This is a genomic window from Mesorhizobium sp. B1-1-6, from assembly GCF_006443035.1.
In the GTDB taxonomy this organism is placed as follows: Bacteria; Pseudomonadota; Alphaproteobacteria; order Rhizobiales; family Rhizobiaceae; genus Mesorhizobium.
Window position 1 is genome coordinate 123,706 of sequence record NZ_VFWR01000002.1, and the last position, 20,251, is coordinate 143,956.

Below are 20,251 nucleotides of genomic sequence, written 5' to 3' on the forward strand. Positions count from 1 at the left end.
GACTTTCGGCAAAGATCATGCGTCCCAAAGAACTATCTACAATTCTGGCGCGAACCGGCGCAACCCGCTCTCGGTCAGTATTTCCGGGATGATGACGTCGTGGTCCTCATTGGGAACCATCGTCACTTCCTGGCAGTCGAAAGCAATGCCGATCAGCCGGGGCGCATGCCCCTTGTCGACAAGCTTGGCGATCGCACGGTCATAATAGCCCGCGCCGTAACCGATGCGGTGGCCGCGCGCGTCGAAGCCGGCGAGCGGCACCAGCATGACGGAGGGGTCAAGAACTTCGGCCTCCTCATGCGGCCCGACGGTGCCAAATCCCATATCGATCATCGGTGCGCCGCGTACCAATTCGCGAAAGACCATGGTCGTCTTGTCGAGGATCGCCGGAAGGCAGAGCCGTGCGCCCTTTTCGCGCAAGGCGAACATCAGCGGCCGGACATCGACTTCCGAGCGCATTGGCCAGAAGCCGGACACGATTTGGCCTGGCTCGATGGCAAGCTGGTCGCGCGCGGTTTCGGCCATGTCGAGCGCGACTTCCACCCGCCAGAATTCATCGAGCGCGTCGCGGCGGCCAAGTGCTTCCTTGCGCAGCTGTTTTTTCAGGTCTTTTGAGGATGTCATGCGCAGACGCTAGAAAAAGCCAGACCTGAATGGACGTTTTGGGAGCGACGCTTTCCATCGCATGATCCACGAAATACGTGGATGTGGCGAATAAGTGACGATCCACACAACCGGTGGAGAAGTCGATCCCGGGTGCCTACAAAGTAGGTGGGCGCCGTGTGAGAAAACCCACGGGTCTTCCCAGGGACAGCTCCCTAAGGATCGTTAAGGCCCCGGGGAAAAGTGTCTCCTGCCGGGAAGCGCAGACCGTCAGCCCCAATATAGGCCGATGCCCTCCCAAGCGCCAGAGACTTGGCGCCAGAGAGTTGGCGCTCTTTCCCTGCCGGCTTCACATTTCGCCGCCGCCAACCCACCCTTGCATGGGCCAAGCCGTCTCCTTACGGTCGTCCGTACTGAACCAAGGAGCAAAAATGCGTTTCGAAGGCACTGCGGCCTACGTCGCCGACAAGGATCTGATGGTGGCGGTCAACGCGGCGATCGCGCTGGAACGGCCCTTGCTGGTCAAAGGTGAGCCCGGCACCGGCAAGACGGAGCTTGCCAGGCAAGTGGCGGCGGCACTCGGGCTGGAACTCATCGAATGGCACGTCAAATCGACGACGCGGGCGCAGCAAGGCCTCTACGAGTACGATGCCGTGTCGCGGCTGCGCGACAGTCAGCTTGGCGATACCAGGTTCAACGATATCAAGAACTACATCAAGCGCGGCAAATTGTGGGAAGCCTTCGCCGCCGGCAAGAAAGTCGTCCTCCTAATCGACGAGATCGACAAGGCCGATATCGAATTTCCCAACGACCTCTTGCAGGAACTCGACCGGATGGAGTTCTTCGTCTACGAGACCGGCGAGACGATCCGCGCCGCGGTGAGGCCGATCGTCATCATCACCTCCAACAACGAGAAGGAGCTGCCGGACGCCTTCCTACGCCGCTGCTTCTTCCACTACATCCGCTTTCCCGACGTCGAGACGCTGCACAGGATAGTCGATGTGCACTATCCCGGCATCAAGCAGAATCTGGTGCGGGCGGCGCTCACTCAGTTCTACGAAATCCGCGACGTGCCGGGGCTGAAGAAGAAGCCGTCGACCTCCGAGGCGCTCGACTGGATAAGGCTGCTGGTCGCCGACGACATCGCGCCCGAGGATCTGCGCGCCGACCCGAAGAACGCGCTGCCCAAGCTGCATGGCGCACTGCTGAAGAACGAGCAGGACGTGCATCTGTTCGAGCGGCTGGCCTTCATGGCGAGGCGGCAAGGATGAACGAGCGCATCGGCGCCCAGAGGCCGAGCCGCACAAGGCATTGCTACGAGCGCACCTCGCCAGCACCCTGCGCAGGACGCCCGCTTCGCTGCTGCGGCGCGACATATTTTGGGCCGAAGATAGCAAAGCTGATGACGGCAAGAGCCAGAACGCCGATCCCGCTATAGAGCATGACCCAACCAAAACCGTTGATCAGGGCGGCACGCGCGATGGCGCCCGTCGGGTCGAGGGTCGCAAGCTTGGGCGAGTATTGCGCCAGGCCGTCGAGATTGCCGGCTGCGATCTTCTCTGCCAGGGCGCGCAGTTCGTTCGGGTCGATAGCCGTGCCGAAGGCGTTGCGCAGATAAGAAACGATCCCTTGCGTCAGCAGCAGTCCCAGCACCGCGATGTTGATGGCAAGCGTGATCAGCCGCGCACTGATATCGATGCCGGACGCCATGCCGGCACGATTGGGCGACACCGAGCCGGTCGTGGTGTTGGTGGTCGGCGAATTGGTCAGGCCGATGCCGATGCCGGCGATCAGCGTGCCGGGCAGCATGGTCAGCCAGCAGGCGCCCTCGAGCCCGGACCCTATCCACATGGCGATGAAACCGACCCCCAATGTCAATAAGCCGAGCGGGATCGCCACCCGCGCCTGATAGCGCGCGCGCAGGCGCTCGGCGATCGACGGCATCAGCATGAAAGGGAGCGTATAGACGAGCAGCAACAGGCCGGTCGTGGTGCTGTCGTAACCGAGAACCCCCGAAAAATAGATCGGCAGATAGATGATGAACGGCCAGTAGCTGAAATTCATGCCGATGCCGCCCATGATCGCTCCCGAGAATTGGCGGATGCGGAAAACCGAGAAATCGAACATCGGATAGGGATTGATCTTCTCGGCTACGAGGAACGCGACGAAGGCCAGCACGGCCGCGCTTGCCACGCCGATGCGCGCGCCAGCCGCCATATCTGCCCCTTGCGTGATCAGATAGGAGAAGCCGAACACCGCGAACGACAGTGTCAGTATGCCGGCCCGGTCAAGCTTCTGGGCGTTGCGATCGCGCGATTCGGTGACACCGGCGCCGATGAAGGCCAGGGCAAGAACGGCAAGCGGCACATGGATGAGGAACACCCATTGCCAACTCGACAGCGTCACAATCAATCCGCCAATGGCGGGGCCGAAGCCAAGCCCGATGCCCGAGACGACGCTCCAGGCGACGAAGGCTTTGCCGCGTTCACTGCCGTCTTGAAACTGGTGAGACAACACCGCCACGCTGCAGGTAAACATCGCTCCGCCCGCCAGGCCTTGCAGAAAACGCGCGATGATAAGGAGCGAAGCGCTCGTTGCGAGACCGCATAGCAGGGAGGCGAGGCCAAAGGCGACGGTGGTGCCCACCATCACGCGTTTGCGGCCGAGACGGTCGGCCAATGTCCCCGTCGCCATCAACACCGTGGTGCAGGCAATGGTGTAGGCATTCATGATCCATTGCAGATCCTTGAAATCAGCGCCAAGCACGGTTTCCAGTTTCGGCAGGATCACCGGGACGCTGGAGATTTCGAGGCCGAACAGCAGCGAGGCGAGGCAGACCCCCGCAAGAGCAACGGTGTTTCGGTCGATTGGAAACGTCATGTCGGTCACTTTCAGTCGGAGCATTCGGAAGTGGCTGCGAGCGTCGCTCTTCACACAGCGGTCGACATGACTTAAATGACCCCCCATCATGAAAAAAGACTATGCGTTTCTATTTCAGAAATGACAAAATGGAATGATTAGAGATGACCAGTCTTGACGTCGATGCCGTGCGGACCTTCGTCATGGTGGCCGACCTGCAGAGCTTCACGCGTGCGGCTGCCGCGCTGGGCAGCACCCAGGCGACGATCAGCGTTAAGCTGCGTCGGCTGGAAGAGAAGCTCGGCGCGCGTCTGATCGAACGAACGCCGCGCCGCGTGGCCCTCTCGGCAAGGGGAGCGGCTTTTCTCCCGGCGGCGCGTGAATTCCTTGCCGCCCACGAACGAGCCGTTACGGAATTTTCCGACGCGCCGTGTCGGCTTGCTCTCGGCTTTGTCGATCACGTCGCCGGGCCTGAGCTGTCCATATTGATAGCCCAGTTGCATGCCCATGATCCGTCGCTCGCGCTCAACATCAGGATCGATACGAGCTCCATGCTGGAGGAGGCTTTCGATCGCGGTGAGCTCGATGCGGTGATTGTCCATCAGGAAGACGACAGCCGCCGCGGCGAAGCCTTGTCGCGCACTCAATATGGCTGGTTCGCCGCCCCGGCCTTCGAATGGCGGCCGGGAACGCCATTGCGCCTGGCGCTGCTAAGCACCGTATGCAATTGCCCTGACCGCGTGAGAGCTGTCGAGACGCTGGATAAGGCAGGCATTGCCTGGAACGAGGCTTTCGTGGGCGGCGGCGGCGCAGCCGTCAATATCGCGGTGTCGGCCGGCTTCGCCGTCGCTGCGCTCGCCTACCGTGTCGCGCCGCCCGGCCTGGTCGAGGTGGGCCGCAAACTCGGCCTGCCGCCAATTCCCCCTTCCGAGATCGTTTTGCATTCGCACAGCTTGGCGCCAAGGGCACGAGAGGCGCTGCACATGCTCGCGACCGCTTTTCGCGAGTATAATTCGCCGGCGGGATAGGCAAGGGTGTTCCTGATCCCGATTCTGTTGGTATGGATTGAGTTCCAGACCTCAGAGGGAACGAAATGGCCGAGATCACTATCCGCCCGCTCGCAGAATCCGACCACGCCGACTGGCGCAGGCTTTGGACCGCTTACCTTGCTTTCTACGAGACGAAGCTGCCGCAAGAGGTCTACGAGGTCACCTGGAAGCGCCTGTTCACGCAAGGCGAGTTCGAACCTAAGGGCTTTATCGCCGTCCTCGACGGCAAGGCTGTCGGCCTCACCCATTACCTGTACCATCGCTCTTGCTGGTCTGAGAAAAACAACTGCTACTTGCAAGATCTGTTCGCCGACCCCGAAGTGCGCGGCAAGGGGATTGGCGCTGCGCTGATCGAAGCCGTGAAGCAGGAAGCCGGCAAGATCGGCGTCAGGAATGTCTACTGGATGACGCACGAAACCAACACCACGGCGCGCAAGCTCTATGACCATGTCGCGCGCCGCACCGGCTTCATCGAATATGATCTTCTATAGGTAGAAAATGTTCATCCCCTTCTTCCTCGAACTGAAGGCAGCGCGCGTTCCCGTTTCACTCAGGGAATACCTGTTGCTGCTGGAGGGGTTGGAAGCCGGGCTGGTCGACTACGACGTCGAAGGTTTTTACTACCTCGCTCGCGCAGCGCTGGTGAAGGACGAACGCCATATCGACCGCTTCGACCAGGTGTTCGCGCATGTATTCAAGGGTGTGGAGGCGCTCAGCGGTCCGAATGCCGTCAACGTCGCTGATATCCCCGAGGAATGGCTGCGCCGGCTGGCCGAAAAGCACCTGACCGAGGAAGAGAAAAAGCTGGTCGCGGCGCTCGGTGGTTTCGAGAAGCTGATGGAGACGCTGAAGCAGCGGCTCGAGGAGCAGAAAGGCCGCCACCAAGGCGGCTCGAAATGGATCGGCACTGGCGGCACCTCGCCTTTCGGCGCCTATGGCTACAATCCCGAAGGCGTGCGCATCGGCCAGCATGAGAGCCGCAACCGCCGGGCCGTGAAGGTTTGGGACAGGCGCGAGTTCAGGAATTTCGACGACGCCGTCGAGCTCGGCACCCGCAACATCAAGATCGCGCTCAAGCGGCTGCGCCGCTGGGTGCGTGAAGGCGCCGAGGAGGAGTTCGACCTGCCCGGCACCATCCACGCCACCGCCGAGCACGGTTATCTCGACGTCAAGACGCGGCCAGAGCGGCGCAACGCGGTGAAGCTTTTGATGTTCTTCGATGTCGGCGGCTCGATGGACGACCACATCAGAAGCGTCGAGGAATTGTTCTCGGCCGCCCGCGCCGAATTCCGCCAGCTCGAATATTTTTATTTCCACAACTGCCTCTACGAGGGCGTGTGGAAGGACAATCGCCGCCGTCATGCCGAGACGATCCCGACCTTCGACCTCCTCCACAAATATGGACCTGACTACAAAGTGATCGTGGTCGGCGATGCCTCGATGAGCCCCTACGAGATCGCGCATCCCGGCGGCTCGGTCGAGCACTGGAATCCGGAGGCGGGCGCCGTCTGGCTCGGCCGTCTGCTGCGGCAGTGGCCGAACGCGGTATGGCTGAACCCCGAGAGCCAGAAGAACTGGGGTTTCACCCATTCGATCGCTATGATCCGCGACATGTTCGGCGGCCGCATGTTTCCGCTGACGCTGGCCGGGTTGGAAGGCGCCACCAGGCAATTGTCGCGCAAGCATTGAGCCGGCGCAATGACGGGAGGTTCCATGACCTGTTTCCTCTGCCTGCAATGCGGCGTCCAGTTCGCGCAGAGCAAAGCGCCCCCTCGGCATTGCCCGATCTGCGAGGACGAGCGGCAATACGTGCGCTGGGAAGGCCAGGCCTGGATCACACCGGAAGAGCTCGCCGCAGGGCATCGGCTTGTGATGAAGGACGATGCCGGCGTGCTCGCCTTCGGCATCGAGCCGCGCTTCGCCATCGGTCAGCGGGCGCTGCTGGCGCAGACGCGGCACGGCAACGTTCTGTGGGACTGTATCTCGCTTGTGACCGACGAGGCGGTGGCCGAGATCAAGCGCCGCGGCGGTCTCGCCGCGATCGCCATCTCGCACTGCCACTACTATTCGGTGATGGTCGAATGGAGCGAGGCGTTTGGCGGCGTGCCGATCTATCTCCATGACGACGACCGGCAGTGGATCATGCGGCCGCACCCGTCGATCGTCAGTTGGCAAGGCGAGACACTGGACCTGAACCCGGCGTTGACGCTCATCCGCTGCGGCGGCCACTTTGCTGGCGGCCAGGTGCTGCACTGGAAGCGCGAAGGCGGCAATGCTCTCCTGGCCGGCGATATCTTGCAGGTGACGCCGACCCGCCGCCACGTCAGCTTCATGTACAGCTATCCCAACTACATCCCGCTCAATGCGGCCACCGTGCGCCGCATCGCGGCCGCGCTGGAGCCTTTCACATTCGATGACATCTACGGCGCGTGGTGGAACCAGAACGTTATCGGTGGCGCGAAACAGGCGCTGGCGGCCTCCGTTGCGCGCTATCTCACGGCGATCGCGTGAGGATTGCAGACGGCACGCTCGAAAATGCGGGCAAATCTCGTAACAAACGCCTATCTTGTTGCGAATAGACATTGCGATCAACAACGAGCCGTCAAGGCCGAGGAGTTTTCTGCATGGACACCCACGCCTATCCCGTCACCCGCACCGACGCCGAATGGCGCGCCCGGCTGACGCCTGAGCAATATGCCGTCATGCGCAACCATGGCACCGAACGCCCGGGCAGCTGTGCGCTGCTTCACGAAAAGCGCGCCGGCACCTTCTTTTGCGTCGGCTGCGACCAGCCGCTGTTCGAATCCAAGCTGAAGTTCGAGAGCGGCACCGGCTGGCCGAGCTTCAACGACCCCGTTCCCGGTTCCATCGAGACCACGACCGACCGCAGCTACGGCATGGTCCGCACGGAATGCCATTGCGCTCGCTGCGGCAGCCATCTCGGCCACGTCTTCGAGGACGGCCCGCCGCCGACCGGACTGCGCTACTGCATCAACGGCGTGGCGCTGAGATTCGAGCCGGCGGCCTGAGCGCGGCCTCGCCAACGCTTCCTGCGAAGGGCGGCCTCGGCCGCCCTTTTTCGTGCAGCATTGTCAGACGACGACTGTTGCGATCAGCCAGAGCGCCGAACCCAGCATAGCAAGGGAGGCCTTGGCGCCACCGGTTCGCTCCGCCGTCCGCCAGACGGCCGAAGTCAGGAAGATGTTGTAGGGCACCGGCGCGAAATGCACCGCCAGCACAAGACCGAGCGGCATCTTCAATCCCAGCAGAATGAGCGCCGCCACGGACGATGCAACGTTGATCGCCGTGCCGACGAGCACCATATCGCGCCAGAACAGCCGGTCGAGCCGCACCTGGCCGAGCCAGCGTGAGCGAAAGAAGGATCTGGCGACTCCCGGCAACACCGGATACCTATCCCTGCCCCAGAACATCGATGACGGCGCGCTCGAAACGCGAGCATTCGGTCACCAGCCAGTCGGTCATGGCCGGCCAATTGTCCTCGGCAAAGCAGTTGACCCGCCACTGTGAATTGATGCCGAGGTTTTGTGCGCTCTGCTCCGGCCTGAGCTTCAGCCGTTCCTCGATCGCCGGCTGAAACGGCTTGAGGCGCACCCAGACGTCGGTTGCGCCAAGCTTCTCGTTACGGCCGAAGAAGACGCCGACCACATTCTCGCTGGGCGCCACATACATGGAGAGCACCAGCGCGAATTCCGGCAGCCCGCGCTGCCAGAACCAGGGCCCTCGCCTCGCCAGCCGGGTTCTTTCTTCCGGGTGACGCTCGGCAAACAGCGTCCAGAAGCCGCGTTGGCGGAACTCCGAGGCCCTTCGGCCACCGAAGTCGAACTCACTCATCGCCGACCCCGGACATCACGAGATGCCTCGCCTTACACCATGCCGAGAGCGGCCTTGTAGAGGTCCAGGATGGACTCCTCCTCCTGGCGCTCGGCCTGGTCCTTCTTGCGCAGCCGGATGATCGCGCGCATCGCCTTGGTGTCGAAGCCGGTGCCCTTGGCCTCGGCGAACACTTCCTTGATGTCGTCGGAAATGGTCTTCTTTTCCTCCTCGAGCCGCTCGATGCGCTCGATGAAGGCACGCAACTGGCCGGCGGCAACAGTCTGGCTGGTCTCTGTGATATCGTCGGCCATGTTTTTCTCCAAAAAAATCGGTGCTTCGCCGCGACTCGGGGGAACCGTGCCGCCGCAAATTTCTGCGGTTCGATGCCCGACCAGGGACCGCGGGTCAAGCGGTTATCGAACAGGCCGTCAGGGCTGCCGACAGAAGCCGACAGTCTGTGCCTCTCTCTTGCGAGCTCTCAATTGAAGGCGATCAGCAGGTCCTTGGCATCGATCTGGTCGCCGGCCTTGACCAGCACCTCGGCGACCGTGCCGTCACGCTCGGCATGCAGCGCCGTTTCCATCTTCATCGCTTCGATGGAGAGCAGCACGTCGCCGGCCTTGACGGCCTGGCCGGCGGCCACCGCGAGCGCCGAGACGACGCCCGGCATCGGCGCTCCGACATGCGCCTCGTTGCCGGGTTCGGCCTTGCGCCTTGCCTTGGCGGCGGACGCGCCATGCGCCCGGTCGGGCACCTTGACGCGGCGCGGCTGGCCGTTGAGTTCGAAGAACACGGTGACCATGCCCTTGTCGTCCACGTCGCCGATCGCTTGGCAGCGCACGACCAGCGTCTTGCCCTTCTCGATGTCCACGAACACCTCGTCTTCGGGCTTCATGCCGTAGAAATAGGTCGGCGTCGGCAGCACGCTGACGGGACCGTAGGTTTCCTGCGCGGCCGCGAAGTCCGAGAAGACCTTCGGATACATCAGCCAGGAAGCGAACTCGTATTCGCTGAGCTTGCGCTCGAGCTTCCGTTCGATCTCCTTGCGGCTGGCCTTGAGGTCTGCCGGCTTCAGCAGCGAGCCCGGCCGCGCCGTGATCGGCCTGTCGCCCTTCAGCACTTTCTCCTGCAGCGCCTGCGGCCAGCCGCCAGGCGACTGGCCGAGATCGCCGCGCAGCATCGAGACGACCGAGTCCGGGAAGGCGATGTCCCTCGCCGGGTTCTCGACGTCGGCGACGGTGAGATCCTGGCTGACCATCATCAGCGCCATGTCGCCGACCACCTTGGACGACGGGGTCACCTTGACGATGTCGCCGAACATCAGATTGACGTCGTGATAGGTCTGCGCCACCTCGTGCCAGCGCGTCTCCAGCCCAAGCGAACGCGCCTGTTCCTTGAGGTTCGTGAACTGTCCGCCCGGCATCTCGTGCAGGTAAACTTCGGACGCCGGCCCCTTGAGGTCGCTTTCGAAGGCGGCATACTGGTTGCGCACCGCTTCCCAATAGAAGGAGATCCTCCGGATCCATTGCGGGTCGAGCCCGGGATCGCGCTCGGTGCCCTTCAGCGCCTCGACGATAGAGCCGAGGCAGGGCTGCGAGGTGTTGCCGGAGAACGCATCCATCGCCGCGTCGATGGCGTCGACGCCGCTCTCTACCGCCGCCAGAACCGTTGCCGCTGAGAGCCCCGATGTATCGTGTGTGTGGAAATGGATGGGCAGGTCTGTCGCTTCGCGCAGCGCCTTGAACAGCACGCGCGCGGCGCTCGGCTTCAACAGCCCGGCCATGTCCTTGACCGCTATGATATGGGCGCCGGCCGCCTCGAGCTCTTTCGCCAGCCCGACATAATATTTCAGGTCGTACTTCGCCCGCGTGGGATCGAGAATATCGCCGGTGTAGCAGATCGCGGCCTCGATCAGCTTCCCCTCGGCGCCAACCGCGTCCATGGCGACGCGCATGTTCTCGACCCAGTTCAGGCAGTCGAACACCCGGAACAGGTCGATGCCGCCTGATGCCGCCTGTTTGACGAAATGCTGCACGACATTGTCGGGATAGTTGGTGTAGCCGACGCCGTTGGCGCCCCGCAGAAGCATCTGCAGCAGGAGGTTGGGCGCCGCCTCGCGTACCAGCGAGAGCCGCTCCCAGGGATCCTCGGTGAGAAAGCGCATGGCGACGTCGAAAGTGGCGCCGCCCCAGCATTCAAGCGAAAGCAACTGCGGCAGGGCACGCGCATAGGTGCCCGCTATGCCGGCGATGTCGTGCGTGCGCACACGCGTCGCCAGCAGGGATTGATGGCCGTCGCGCATCGTCGTGTCGGTGACCAGCACCTCTTTTTGCGTGCGCATCCAGGCGGCGAATTTTTCCGGACCGAGCACGTCAAGCTTCTGCTTGCTGCCGCCGGGCACATTGCCGTTGAGGTAGGGCACCACGGGTGCGGCGGCATCGGCTTTCGGCTGCGGCCGGCCGCGCGTCTCGGGATGGCCGTTGACGCTGACGTCGGCAAGATAGTTGAGCAGCTTCGTGGCGCGGTCCTGGCGCTTGACCTGCTCGAACAGCTCCGGCGTCGTGTCGATGAACTTGGTCGTGTAGGAATTGTCGGCGAAGTTCGGGTGATTGATGATCGCTTCGAGGAAAGTCAGGTTTGTGGCCACGCCGCGGATGCGGAATTCGCGCAGCGCCCGGTTCATGCGTGCGATGGTCTCGGCCGGCGTCGGCGCCCATGCGGTCACCTTTTCCAGCAACGGGTCATAGAAGCGGGTAATGACCGCGCCCGAATAGGCGGTGCCGCCATCGAGGCGGATACCGAAGCCGGTGGCGCCGCGATAGGCAGTGATGCGGCCATAGTCCGGGATGAAATTGTGCTCGGGATCCTCGGTGGTGATGCGGCACTGCAGCGCGTGGCCGTTCAGCCTGATGTCCTTTTGTGCCGGAACGCCCGATTCCGGCGTGCCGATGGCGAAGCCGTCGAGAATGTGGATCTGCGCCTTGACGATGTCGATGCCCGTCACCTGTTCGGTGACGGTGTGCTCGACCTGGATGCGCGGATTGACCTCGATGAAATAGAACTTGCCGGTGTCGGCGTCCTGCAGGAACTCGACCGTGCCGGCGCCGATATAGCTGGTTTCGCGCGCGATCTTCAGCGCATGGCCGCACAGCTCCTGGCGCAGCTCCTCGCTGAGATAGGGCGCGGGCGCCCGCTCGACGACCTTCTGGTTGCGGCGCTGGATCGAGCAGTCGCGCTCGAACAGATGCACCGCATTGCCACTGGTATCGCCCAGGATCTGCACTTCGACATGGCGGGCGCGCTCGATCAGCTTTTCGAGATAGACCTCGTCCTTGCCGAAGGCGGCTTTCGCCTCGCGCTTGCCCTCCGTGACCTCGCGGGCGAGATCGGCCTCGGCTCGGATGGCGCGCATGCCGCGGCCGCCGCCGCCCCACGAAGCCTTCAGCATCAGGGGATAGCCGATCTCCGTGGCAAGTTTCTTGAACGCCTCCATGTCGTCCGGCAACGGATCGGTGGCGGGAATGACAGGCACGCCGACCTCGATGGCCAGATTGCGCGCCGCGACCTTGTTGCCAAGCCGGCGCATCGTCTCCGGCTTGGGCCCGATGAAGGTGATCCCGGCTTCGGCACAGGCCTCGGCGAATTCGGGGCTTTCCGAAAGCAGTCCATAGCCGGGGTGGATCGCATCGGCGCCCGACAGCCTGGCGACGCGGATCACCTCCTCGATCGAGAGATAGCTTTCGATCGGCCCCATATCCTTGTTGAGGTGCGGCCCGCGCCCGACCTGGTAACTCTCGTCGGCCTTGAAGCGATGCAGCGAATATTTGTCCTCCTCGGCCCAGATCGCCACCGTTTTGAGGCCGAGTTCATTGGCCGCGCGAAACACGCGGATGGCGATTTCGGACCGGTTGGCGACGAGGATCTTCGTGATGGCCAAGGATTGGGCTCCAGCAGCGGAAGGGAAGAGCAAGCGGCGCCATGATTAGCGTGAAAATGCTGCAGTGCAAACAAAATTTGACGCGCGTTTAAACCGATTTAAGCCCGAGTCTTCGCCTTGAGCGTGGCCCCAAACGGCTGAACATCAGGGAAAGCCGCCGCTGGCCTCAAAACGAGGATCTTTGCCAGATAATAAACGCGCGATCGCTGCTTCCGTAAAAGAAAATGCCCGGCGCGAGGCGCCGGGCATTCCGTGAAGTCAATGCGGACAGGCTTACATCTTCTGGACGTAGGTGTACTTGCCGTCGTCGCCCTTCTTCCACTCGTACATGACGTAGCCGGGCAGCGTCGGGTCACCCTTGGCGTCGTAGGAGAGGTCGCCGAGCACGGTCTTGAACGGACCCTTCTCATGCAGCGCCTTGGCAACTTCCTGCGGGTCGTTGGACTTGGCAGCGGTGGCTGCCTCGGCGATCGCCTGCATGGCTGCGTAGGCGTAGAGCGTATAGGCCTCCGGCTCGAAGCCCTGCGCGCGGAACTTCTCGACCAGTTCCTTGTTGGCCGGGATCAGGCGAGGGTCCGGGCCGAACGTGTTGAGTGTGCCCGCGACCGCGTCGCCAGCGATCGAAGCCAGTTCGTTCGACACGATGCCGTCGCCGGAAACCAGCGTCGCCTTGAGGCCCTGGTCGGCCGCCTGGCGGATGATCAGGCCGGCTTCAGTGTGCAGGCCGCCCCAGTAGATGATGGAGACGCCGGCTTCCTTCATCTTGGCGATCAGCGCCGAGAAGTCCTTGTCGCCGACATTGACGCCTTCATACATGACTTCCTTCACGCCCTTGGCGTTCATAGCCTTCTTGGTCTCGTCGGCAAGGCCCTGGCCGTAGGTGGTCTTGTCGTGCACGACGGCGATCTTGGCGTCCTTGAAATTGGCCGCCAGATAACCGCCGGCGATGCCGCCCTGCTGGTCATCGCGTCCGCAGGTGCGGAACACGTTCCACAGGCCGCGCTCGGTGAACTGGGGGTTGGTCGCGGCAGGCGTAATCTCGACGATGCCGTTTTCCGCGTAGACTTCCGACGCCGGAATGGAGACGCCCGAGTTGAAGTGGCCGACCACGAACTTGACGCCGTCGCCGACGAACTTGTTGGCGACCGAGATGCCTTGCTTCGGATCGGAGACGTCGTCGCCGACTTCGAGCTTGATCTGCTCGCCGTTGATGCCACCCGCCGCATTGATGTCGGCGACCGCCTGCTCCGCGCCCTTCTGCAACTGTGCGCCGAAGGCGGCATTCGGACCCGTGATCGGGCCAGCAACGCCGACCATTAGATCAGCCCACGCATTGCCGCTGAACGCGATCAGCGCGGTCAGGGCGACGGCGGACAAAAGTGATTTTTTCATTTAAACGCTCCCATTAACGGAGTGGGCGTGGATGAAGCTTTCATGCGATGCCCACCCTTATCGCAGAAAGCATAGTTTGCCGATTTTCAGGCACTTGTCACGCCGATTCATCCCCGAAACGGCGTTAATGATGAACGTCAACCTTTCGGTTTCCAGCTCAAGATTGAAGCTCTTTCGTAGAGCCAATTATACTGTGTCACCATCTGATTGGTTCGTGTGTATTGATAGCCGACGAAGCCGAGGATCATCAGTACGATGGTATCGACGACATAGTAATGCAGCGAGAACATCGTGCCGTTGAACAGCGCGTGATGGATGAAGCGGATGCCGATGCCGAGACCCAGCAGATAGGCGAACAGCTGGACGAAGCTGCGCCAGGTCTGGGCACTGGCCTTGCCGGTCATCCATGCCGCCCAGCCGCCGAGCAGGCAGGTGACGAAGAAGAACTGCCAGATGGACGGTTCCTCGTAGAGAATGCCTTGCATGGTAAGGACTCCTGAACTCAGTGATGGCCGCCTTCGAGATAGGCGGCGCGCACTTCCGGATTGGCGAGCAGTTCCTTGCCGGTGCCGCTCATGGTCACATTGCCGTTGACCATGACATAGCCGCGCGTCGCCAGCTTCAGCGCGCCGAAGGCGTTCTGCTCGACCAGGAACACGGTCAGCCCCTGCGTGCGGTTCAGCTCGCGAATGGCATCGAAGATCTGTTTGACGATCAGCGGCGCAAGACCGAGCGACGGCTCGTCGAGCAGAAGCAGCTTCGGCCGCGCCATCAGCGCGCGCCCGATCGACAGCATCTGCTGCTCGCCGCCCGACAGCGTGCCGCCGCGCTGGGCGATGCGCTCCTTCAGGCGCGGGAACAGTGCGAACACCTTCTCGACGTCCTCGTCATAGTGCTTGAGGTTGTCGAGGCTGGCGCCCATCTGCAGATTTTCCATCACCGTCATGCGCGGGAAGATGCGCCGGCCTTCCGGCGACTGGGCAATGCGCAAGCGCGCGATCTCGTGCGTCGGCAATTGGGTGATGTCGGCGCCGGCGAAGGTGATGGTGCCCGCGCGGGCGCGCGGCGCTCCAAAAATGGTCATCATCAGCGTCGATTTGCCGGCGCCGTTGGCGCCGATCAGCGCCACGATCTCGCCCTCGTTGACGGTGACGTCGACGCCGTTCAGCGCACGGATGTTGCCGTAATAGGTCTGCACGCCCTTGATATCGAGCAGCGTCTTCCCGGCCATCACTTGCCCCCTCCGCGCTTGGCCCGAACGGGCTTGCCCGCTCCTGTCGCGGGCTTTGCTGCCTGCTTACCGGAAGCATGGCTCGTCGCCACCTTGCCGGCGTCGACGCGGCGCGAGAATTCCGTGTCCTTGCCCTGGCTCAGCAGCCTGGCCTGCTTGACCCATTCTTCGCGGGCGATGCGTCCGTCAAAGGCGAGATACGCTTCGACGGCCTCGACATCGGCCTTCTTCCAGGCGCCGATCTGGTCGAAGTGGAAGATGCCGTGTTCGTTGAGCTTCTTCTCGTTGACCGCGCCGATCCCCTTGATGCGGGTGAGATTGTCGGCCTTGCCGCCGCGGGGCGCCGCCAGGCGGTTCGAGATGCCCGCGGCCTTCGCGGCCGGCGTCTTGGCCCCTGTCTTGACACTCGCCTTGGTGGCCGGCTTCGCCACCGGCTTGGTCCGCGAAGCAGGTGCTGGCGCGACAGCCTTGGCCGCAACGCTCGCCGCCCGCGCATCGACCTGCGCCGCCTTCGAGGCGCCCTTCGACACCGTGATGCGCTCGCCTTCGCTGTGGCCGACCGTGTCGCTCACCGGGCCGGCGAGATAGGACGACGATGTTCCCGGACCATGCGCGGCATCGGGACCGGTATCGAGTTGCTCGATGACGTCCTCGTCGCCGACTTCGGTCAGCACGGTCTCGACCTCCTCGTCGTCGACGCCGAGATAGGCGGCGATGACGCGCGGATCGGTGCGCACCGACTGCGGATTGCCGTCGGAGATCTTGCGGCCGTATTCCAGCACCACGACGTGATCGGAGATCTGCATGACCACCGACATGTCGTGCTCGATCAGCAGGATCGAGGTGCCGGTGTTGTTCTTGATGTCCATCAGCAGGTCGTTGAGCGCGGCCGATTCCTTTGGATTGAGACCGGCGGCGGGCTCGTCGAGGCACAAAAGCTCCGGGCCGGTGCACATGGCGCGCGCGATCTCGAGGCGCCGCTGCGCGCCATAGGGCAGGTCGCCGGCCGGATCGTCGGCGCGGTCGACCAGATCGGCTTTCTCAAGCCAGTGCTTGGCAAGTTCGACGGATTCGGCCGAGGCCTTGCGGTAACCGCTGAAGCCGAACAGGCCGAGCACCGTATAGCCCGAAGCCTTCATCAGCTTGTTGTGCTGGGCAACGAGCAGGTTCTCGAGCACCGTCATGCCCGAGAACAGGCGGATGTTCTGGAAGGTGCGCGCCACCTTGGCGCGCGCCGGGATCTCATGGTTGGGCAACCGTTCGAGCAGGTAGATCGAGCCGTCCTGCCGGGTGAGCGTGATCATGCCTTCCGACGGCTTGTAGAAGCCGGTGATGCAGTTGAACACGGTGGTCTTGCCGGCGCCGTTGGGCCCGATCAGCGCGGTGATCTCGCCGCGCCTGGCGGTGAAGGACAGGTCGCCGATCGCGACCAGGCCGCCGAACTTCATCGACAGGTGTTCGACGTTCAGGATGGCGTCGTTCATGGAGGGGTTCGCGTTCATCAGCCGTGCCCCTCCTTGGTGAAGGAACTGGAGACAGCCCTTCGCACCTTGAGGAAGGCGGTCGGCTCACGGCTGCCGACGAAGCCGCGCGGCTTCCACAGCATGACGATCACCATGGCCATGCCGAACAGCAGCATACGGTAGAGTTCCGGCGTGAAGTCGGGTCCGAAGACCTGCTTGAGGAAGTCGAGTTCGCGCAGCACCTCGGTGCCGCCGATCATGACCAGAGCCGCGACGGCAATGCCGACCAGTGATCCCATGCCGCCAAGCACGACGATGGCCAGGATGATGGCCGATTCCAGGAAGACGAAGGATTCGGGGCTGACGAAGCCTTGCCGGGCGGCGAAGAACGAGCCGGCAAAACCGCCGAACATGGCGCCGGTGGCAAAGGCGGTCAGCTTGGTGGTCGTGGTGTTGATGCCGAGCGAGCGGCAGGCGATCTCGTCCTCGCGCAAGGCTTCCCAGGCGCGGCCGACCGGCATGCGCCTCAGCCTGACCGTGACGAAGGCGGTGAGCAGCGCCAGCCCCAGGATGAGGTAATAGAGGAAGATCTTGTAATAGGCGCTCGATGTGGCGATGTTCAGCACCTTGCCGATGTAGTTCGGATCCGAGACGTTGAAGCTCATCAGGCCGAAGAAGGTGACCTTCGGGATGCCGGAAATGCCGGCCGAGCCATTGGTCACCTCGCGCCAGTTGATGATCACCAGCCGGATGATCTCGCCGAAGGCAAGCGTCACGATGGCCAGGTAGTCGCCGCGCAGGCGCAGCACCGGAAAGCCGAGCAGCACGCCCCAGAAGGCGGCCATGGCGCCTGCGGCCGGCAGGAGGATCCAGAAGGAGAGGCCGTAATGCGTGCCGAGCAGCGCATAGGCATAGGCGCCGACGGCATAGAAGGCGACATAGCCGAGGTCGAGCAGGCCGGCCAGGCCGACGACGATGTTCAGCCCCCAGGCCAGCATGACATAGATCAGGATCTGGATGCCGAAATTATCGACCCATTTCAGCGACCCTTGCAGCCCGCCGACGAGCGACCACGACATCAGCGACAGCATGCCCACGACAATGATCGGATAGAGCACCAGTGCGGCGATGCCGAGTTTTGTGAAGTTGGCATGGATGAAGCCGCGGAAATAGTAGATCACGCAAGCCAGCGCGTAGATGACCGCAAGGGCGCGCAGGAATTGCAGATAGCCGGCCGGCTCCGCCCCTACCCAGCCGGCGAGAGACCTGCTGAAGACGAACAGCAGCGCCGCGACGATGACGGCCACGATGAAGGCTGGAAAGAGGAAGAAGCGCGACGCCACGCTGGCCGGCAGCAAGCCGGTGGCGACGTCGGCGATCTTCTGGTTGGCCAAAAAGGGCTGGCCGTAGGCGACATAGAGGAAGCGGCCGACGGCCGTGGCGATGACCACTGCGGCGAGCAGGCCCCAGCGCTGCACCAGGATCAGCTCGTTTGAGATGTTCTGGTCGGTCTTGAGCCCGATGAACAGCACGAACAGGCCGAGCGCGATGGCACCGGCATAGAAGGCCTCGCGCAAGGCGCGCTGCATGGGCGTGGCTGCGACGGTGTCGCGCTCGGGAGATACGGTGACAGCCATGATCTCAGACCTTTTCGACTTCTGGCCGGCCGAGAATGCCGGAAGGCAGGAAGATCAGCACGATGGCCAGGATCGAGAAGGCGGCGACATCCTTGTAGTCGATCGAGAAATAGGCCGACCACATGCTCTCGATGAAGCCGATCAAAAGGCCGCCCAGCACCGCGCCCGGCAACGAACCGATGCCGCCCAGCACCGCTGCGGTGAATGCCTTCACGCCGGGCACGAAGCCATCCGAGAAGGCGATGACGCCGTAATACATCAGGAACAGCGTGCCGGCGACGGCGGCAAGTGCCGCGCCCATGATGAAGGTGATCGAGATGGTGCGGTCGACATCGATGCCGAGCAGCGCCGCCATCTTGCGGTCCTGCTCGCAGGCGCGCTGCGCCCGGCCAAGCGAGGTCTTGTTGACCAGGTACCAGAACAACACCAAGAGCAACGCGGTGACGACGACGATGATGATCTGCTTCAGCGACACGCTGATGCCTTCGATGTTGTAGACCTTCGACACCATCGGCGGGATCGGCTTGTTGCGCGGGCCTTGCGTCACCTGCACGAAATTGGACAGCGCGATCGACATGCCGATGGCGGTGATCAGCGGCGCCAGCCGGAACGAGCCGCGCAGCGGCCGGTAGGCCACCTTCTCGATCGTCCAGTTGTAGAGGCTGGTCAGCAGCATCGCCACGATCATCATCACCAACAGCGCGATGACCACGGGAACCGAATAGAACAGGGCACCCAGGATGAGGAAAACGATCAGCGCCGTGAAAGCGCCCACCATGAAGATATCGCCATGAGCAAAGTTGATCATGCCGATAATGCCGTAGACCATCGTGTAGCCGATCGCGATCAGCCCATAGATCGATCCCAGCGTCAGCCCATTGATAAGCTGCTGGACAAAATACTGCATGTGTACATGGCTCCCCTGGAATGTCGCCCATGCAGACGCATTCCTTTTCGTATTTCCCCTAGTCGTAAAGTTTCGAGGCGGGATTGCAACGTCATTTTTTGATCGTCATGCGTGTTTCCGACTGCACGCGGTTCGATTGCCCGTTTTTTCGCACCCGCCCCCTGGACTATCGCGGACCCTATCATTGGCATAACGCAATGTCTTTGACGATTAAGCGTCATCATGCGCTCCATTTCGAAGAAATCGCCGTCAAAATAAGTTGATGAGACGATTCGTTGCGCTCGTGACAGCAATCCTTTTTGTCCTTCCCGACCTTCCGCAGCGTGATGAATCGCCTATTTGACGACGAAGCCGTGCGCGAACGGATCGCGGTCATCGATGAAGATCGTGTTGAGCCCGGTCATGCGCGCCCAGCCGCCGATCGAGGGAATGATCGCCGGCTTGCCTGCGACCGTGACGTCTTTTTCAACCTTGCCCTTGAACAGCGAGCCGATGATCGATTCATGGACGAACGCATCGCCGGCCTTGAGCTTGCCCTTGGCATGGAGCTGCGCCATGCGTGCCGAGGTGCCCGTGCCGCACGGTGAGCGGTCGATCGCCTTGTCGCCGTAGAAGACCGCGTTGCGCGCGTCCGCACCCGACACCGTCGGCTCGCCGGTCCACAGCATGTGCGACAGCCGGTTGATGCCCGGATTCTCCGGATGCACGAAAGAGTATTTCTCGTTGAGCCGCTGCCGCACCACCGGGCTCCAGGCGATGAGGTCGCCCGCCGAATGGTCTGCCATGTCGCGATAGTTTTTCTGCGGCTCGACGATGGCGTAGAAATTGCCGCCATAGGCGACGTCGACGACGATCTCGCCGAGCCCGGGGCATTCGACCGTCAGGCCCTCGGCATGGAGGAAGGAGGGCACGTTGGTGATGCGCACCTCCTCGACATATTCGCCGACCTGTTTGTATTCGGCGATGACCAGGCCGGCCGGTGTGTCGAGCCTGAGCACGCCGGGCGTCGTCGGCTTGATCAGCCCGTGCTCGATGGCCATCGTCACCGTGCCGATGGTGCCGTGGCCGCACATTGGCAGGCAGCCCGAGGTCTCGATGAACAGGATGGCGATGTCGCAATCCTCACGCGTCGGCGGGTAGAGGATCGAGCCGGACATGACATCGTGGCCGCGCGGCTCGAACATCAGGCCGGTGCGGATCCAGTCATATTCGGCCAGGAAATGTGCGCGCCGCTCCATCATCGTCGAACCCTGGAGCAGCGGGCCGCCGCCGGCGACCAGCCGCACCGGGTTGCCGCAGGTGTGGCCGTCGATGCAGAAGAAGGATTTCCTGGCCATGA

Annotated in this window: 19 protein-coding genes and 1 other RNA gene; 6 read left to right on the forward strand and 14 right to left on the reverse strand. The window is 62.7% G+C overall.

The genetic code is table 11. The annotated features are described in order from the left end of the window. Window positions 1-36: 36 nt before the first annotated feature. Both FJ979_RS04215 and ssrS read right to left on the reverse strand, forming a co-directional pair. Window positions 37-624, reverse strand: a complete 588-nt coding sequence (locus FJ979_RS04215; RefSeq protein WP_140580104.1) for a 5-formyltetrahydrofolate cyclo-ligase — start codon at window positions 622-624, stop codon at window positions 37-39. A 95-nt stretch (window positions 625-719) separates the two neighbouring features. Continuing rightward, window positions 720-875: non-coding RNA, 6S RNA (gene ssrS / locus FJ979_RS04220), on the reverse strand. Between the two features lie 159 nt (window positions 876-1,034). Between ssrS and FJ979_RS04225 the strand changes: the two genes are divergently transcribed. Next, a complete protein-coding gene (locus tag FJ979_RS04225) occupies window positions 1,035-1,874 on the forward strand; it encodes a MoxR family ATPase (protein WP_140493116.1) in 840 nt (279 codons plus the stop codon). A gap of 43 nt (window positions 1,875-1,917) precedes the next feature. On the opposite strand, the gene FJ979_RS04230 is transcribed toward FJ979_RS04225, so the two are convergent. Further along, on the reverse strand, window positions 1,918-3,483 hold the full coding sequence (locus FJ979_RS04230) for an MFS transporter (protein WP_140580105.1): 1,566 nt from the start codon (window positions 3,481-3,483) through the stop codon (window positions 1,918-1,920). 143 nt (window positions 3,484-3,626) lie between these two features. Here FJ979_RS04230 and FJ979_RS04235 point away from each other — a divergent pair, with 143 nt between their 5' ends. The 5 genes from FJ979_RS04235 (at window position 3,627) to msrB (ending at window position 7,540) form a co-directional block, all read left to right on the forward strand. Continuing rightward, window positions 3,627-4,490, forward strand: a complete 864-nt coding sequence (locus FJ979_RS04235; RefSeq protein WP_140580106.1) for a LysR family transcriptional regulator — start codon at window positions 3,627-3,629, stop codon at window positions 4,488-4,490. Between the two features lie 65 nt (window positions 4,491-4,555). After that, window positions 4,556-5,002 carry a GNAT family N-acetyltransferase gene (locus FJ979_RS04240; RefSeq protein ID WP_140580107.1) on the forward strand — a complete coding sequence of 149 codons (447 nt, stop codon included), beginning with the start codon at window positions 4,556-4,558 and terminating at the stop codon, window positions 5,000-5,002. Between the two features lie 7 nt (window positions 5,003-5,009). Next, a complete protein-coding gene (locus FJ979_RS04245; protein ID WP_140566802.1) occupies window positions 5,010-6,200 on the forward strand; it encodes a VWA domain-containing protein in 1,191 nt (396 codons plus the stop codon). A 24-nt stretch (window positions 6,201-6,224) separates the two neighbouring features. After that, window positions 6,225-7,022: an MBL fold metallo-hydrolase gene (locus FJ979_RS04250; RefSeq protein ID WP_140580108.1), complete on the forward strand. Its 798-nt coding sequence runs from the start codon at window positions 6,225-6,227 to the stop codon at window positions 7,020-7,022. 113 nt (window positions 7,023-7,135) lie between these two features. Further along, window positions 7,136-7,540, forward strand: coding sequence for a peptide-methionine (R)-S-oxide reductase MsrB (gene msrB, locus FJ979_RS04255; protein ID WP_140493098.1), 405 nt, complete (start codon window positions 7,136-7,138; stop codon window positions 7,538-7,540). 63 nt (window positions 7,541-7,603) lie between these two features. Here msrB and FJ979_RS04260 read toward each other — a convergent pair whose 3' ends face one another. From FJ979_RS04260 to FJ979_RS04310, 11 genes are all read right to left on the reverse strand, one after another. Next, window positions 7,604-7,915 carry a hypothetical protein gene (locus FJ979_RS04260; RefSeq protein WP_224655908.1) on the reverse strand — a complete coding sequence of 104 codons (312 nt, stop codon included), beginning with the start codon at window positions 7,913-7,915 and terminating at the stop codon, window positions 7,604-7,606. 7 nt (window positions 7,916-7,922) lie between these two features. Then, window positions 7,923-8,363: a hypothetical protein gene (locus tag FJ979_RS04265; RefSeq protein WP_140493092.1), complete on the reverse strand. Its 441-nt coding sequence runs from the start codon at window positions 8,361-8,363 to the stop codon at window positions 7,923-7,925. Between the two features lie 32 nt (window positions 8,364-8,395). Continuing rightward, window positions 8,396-8,656, reverse strand: a complete 261-nt coding sequence (locus FJ979_RS04270) for a DUF2312 domain-containing protein (RefSeq protein WP_140493089.1) — start codon at window positions 8,654-8,656, stop codon at window positions 8,396-8,398. 167 nt (window positions 8,657-8,823) lie between these two features. Beyond that, window positions 8,824-12,282 carry a pyruvate carboxylase gene (pyc, locus tag FJ979_RS04275; RefSeq protein WP_140580110.1) on the reverse strand — a complete coding sequence of 1,153 codons (3,459 nt, stop codon included), beginning with the start codon at window positions 12,280-12,282 and terminating at the stop codon, window positions 8,824-8,826. A 273-nt stretch (window positions 12,283-12,555) separates the two neighbouring features. Further along, window positions 12,556-13,674, reverse strand: a complete 1,119-nt coding sequence (locus FJ979_RS04280) for a branched-chain amino acid ABC transporter substrate-binding protein (RefSeq protein ID WP_140517531.1) — start codon at window positions 13,672-13,674, stop codon at window positions 12,556-12,558. Window positions 13,675-13,811: 137 nt separating this feature from the next. Continuing rightward, on the reverse strand, window positions 13,812-14,159 hold the full coding sequence (locus FJ979_RS04285; RefSeq protein WP_140493080.1) for a DUF6867 family protein: 348 nt from the start codon (window positions 14,157-14,159) through the stop codon (window positions 13,812-13,814). 17 nt (window positions 14,160-14,176) lie between these two features. Beyond that, on the reverse strand, window positions 14,177-14,905 hold the full coding sequence (locus FJ979_RS04290; RefSeq protein WP_140493077.1) for an ABC transporter ATP-binding protein: 729 nt from the start codon (window positions 14,903-14,905) through the stop codon (window positions 14,177-14,179). Continuing rightward, window positions 14,905-16,407 carry an ATP-binding cassette domain-containing protein gene (locus tag FJ979_RS04295; RefSeq protein ID WP_140580111.1) on the reverse strand — a complete coding sequence of 501 codons (1,503 nt, stop codon included), beginning with the start codon at window positions 16,405-16,407 and terminating at the stop codon, window positions 14,905-14,907. The genes FJ979_RS04290 and FJ979_RS04295 overlap by 1 nt, the downstream gene beginning before the upstream one ends. Then, entirely contained in the window at window positions 16,407-18,005 is a 1,599-nt protein-coding gene (livM, locus tag FJ979_RS04300) for a high-affinity branched-chain amino acid ABC transporter permease LivM (protein WP_140493070.1), read from the reverse strand. Before livM ends, FJ979_RS04295 begins: the two co-directional genes overlap by 1 nt. Before the next feature lie 4 nt (window positions 18,006-18,009). Then, window positions 18,010-18,912 (reverse strand): branched-chain amino acid ABC transporter permease LivH, encoded by a 903-nt coding sequence (locus FJ979_RS04305; RefSeq protein ID WP_140493067.1) that lies wholly within the window; start codon window positions 18,910-18,912, stop codon window positions 18,010-18,012. A gap of 335 nt (window positions 18,913-19,247) precedes the next feature. Next, window positions 19,248-20,249, reverse strand: coding sequence for a 4-hydroxyproline epimerase (locus FJ979_RS04310; RefSeq protein WP_140554899.1), 1,002 nt, complete (start codon window positions 20,247-20,249; stop codon window positions 19,248-19,250). Window positions 20,250-20,251 lie beyond the last annotated feature (2 nt).

Bases quoted from the DNA above. Each gene is read 5' to 3' on its own strand.
- FJ979_RS04215 (WP_140580104.1), bottom strand. From the start codon at position 624: ATGACATCCTCAAAAGACCTGAAAAAACAGCTGCGCAAGGAAGCACTT.
- FJ979_RS04225 (WP_140493116.1), top strand. From the start codon at position 1,035: ATGCGTTTCGAAGGCACTGCGGCCTACGTCGCCGACAAGGATCTGATG.
- FJ979_RS04230 (WP_140580105.1), bottom strand. From the start codon at position 3,483: ATGACGTTTCCAATCGACCGAAACACCGTTGCTCTTGCGGGGGTCTGC.
- FJ979_RS04235 (WP_140580106.1), top strand. From the start codon at position 3,627: ATGACCAGTCTTGACGTCGATGCCGTGCGGACCTTCGTCATGGTGGCC.
- FJ979_RS04240 (WP_140580107.1), top strand. From the start codon at position 4,556: ATGGCCGAGATCACTATCCGCCCGCTCGCAGAATCCGACCACGCCGAC.
- FJ979_RS04245 (WP_140566802.1), top strand. From the start codon at position 5,010: ATGTTCATCCCCTTCTTCCTCGAACTGAAGGCAGCGCGCGTTCCCGTT.
- FJ979_RS04250 (WP_140580108.1), top strand. From the start codon at position 6,225: ATGACCTGTTTCCTCTGCCTGCAATGCGGCGTCCAGTTCGCGCAGAGC.
- msrB (WP_140493098.1), top strand. From the start codon at position 7,136: ATGGACACCCACGCCTATCCCGTCACCCGCACCGACGCCGAATGGCGC.
- FJ979_RS04265 (WP_140493092.1), bottom strand. From the start codon at position 8,363: ATGAGTGAGTTCGACTTCGGTGGCCGAAGGGCCTCGGAGTTCCGCCAA.
- FJ979_RS04270 (WP_140493089.1), bottom strand. From the start codon at position 8,656: ATGGCCGACGATATCACAGAGACCAGCCAGACTGTTGCCGCCGGCCAG.
- FJ979_RS04280 (WP_140517531.1), bottom strand. From the start codon at position 13,674: ATGAAAAAATCACTTTTGTCCGCCGTCGCCCTGACCGCGCTGATCGCG.
- FJ979_RS04285 (WP_140493080.1), bottom strand. From the start codon at position 14,159: ATGCAAGGCATTCTCTACGAGGAACCGTCCATCTGGCAGTTCTTCTTC.
- FJ979_RS04290 (WP_140493077.1), bottom strand. From the start codon at position 14,905: ATGGCCGGGAAGACGCTGCTCGATATCAAGGGCGTGCAGACCTATTAC.
- FJ979_RS04295 (WP_140580111.1), bottom strand. From the start codon at position 16,407: ATGAACGCGAACCCCTCCATGAACGACGCCATCCTGAACGTCGAACAC.
- livM (WP_140493070.1), bottom strand. From the start codon at position 18,005: ATGGCTGTCACCGTATCTCCCGAGCGCGACACCGTCGCAGCCACGCCC.
- FJ979_RS04305 (WP_140493067.1), bottom strand. From the start codon at position 18,912: ATGCAGTATTTTGTCCAGCAGCTTATCAATGGGCTGACGCTGGGATCG.
- FJ979_RS04310 (WP_140554899.1), bottom strand. From the start codon at position 20,249: ATGGCCAGGAAATCCTTCTTCTGCATCGACGGCCACACCTGCGGCAAC.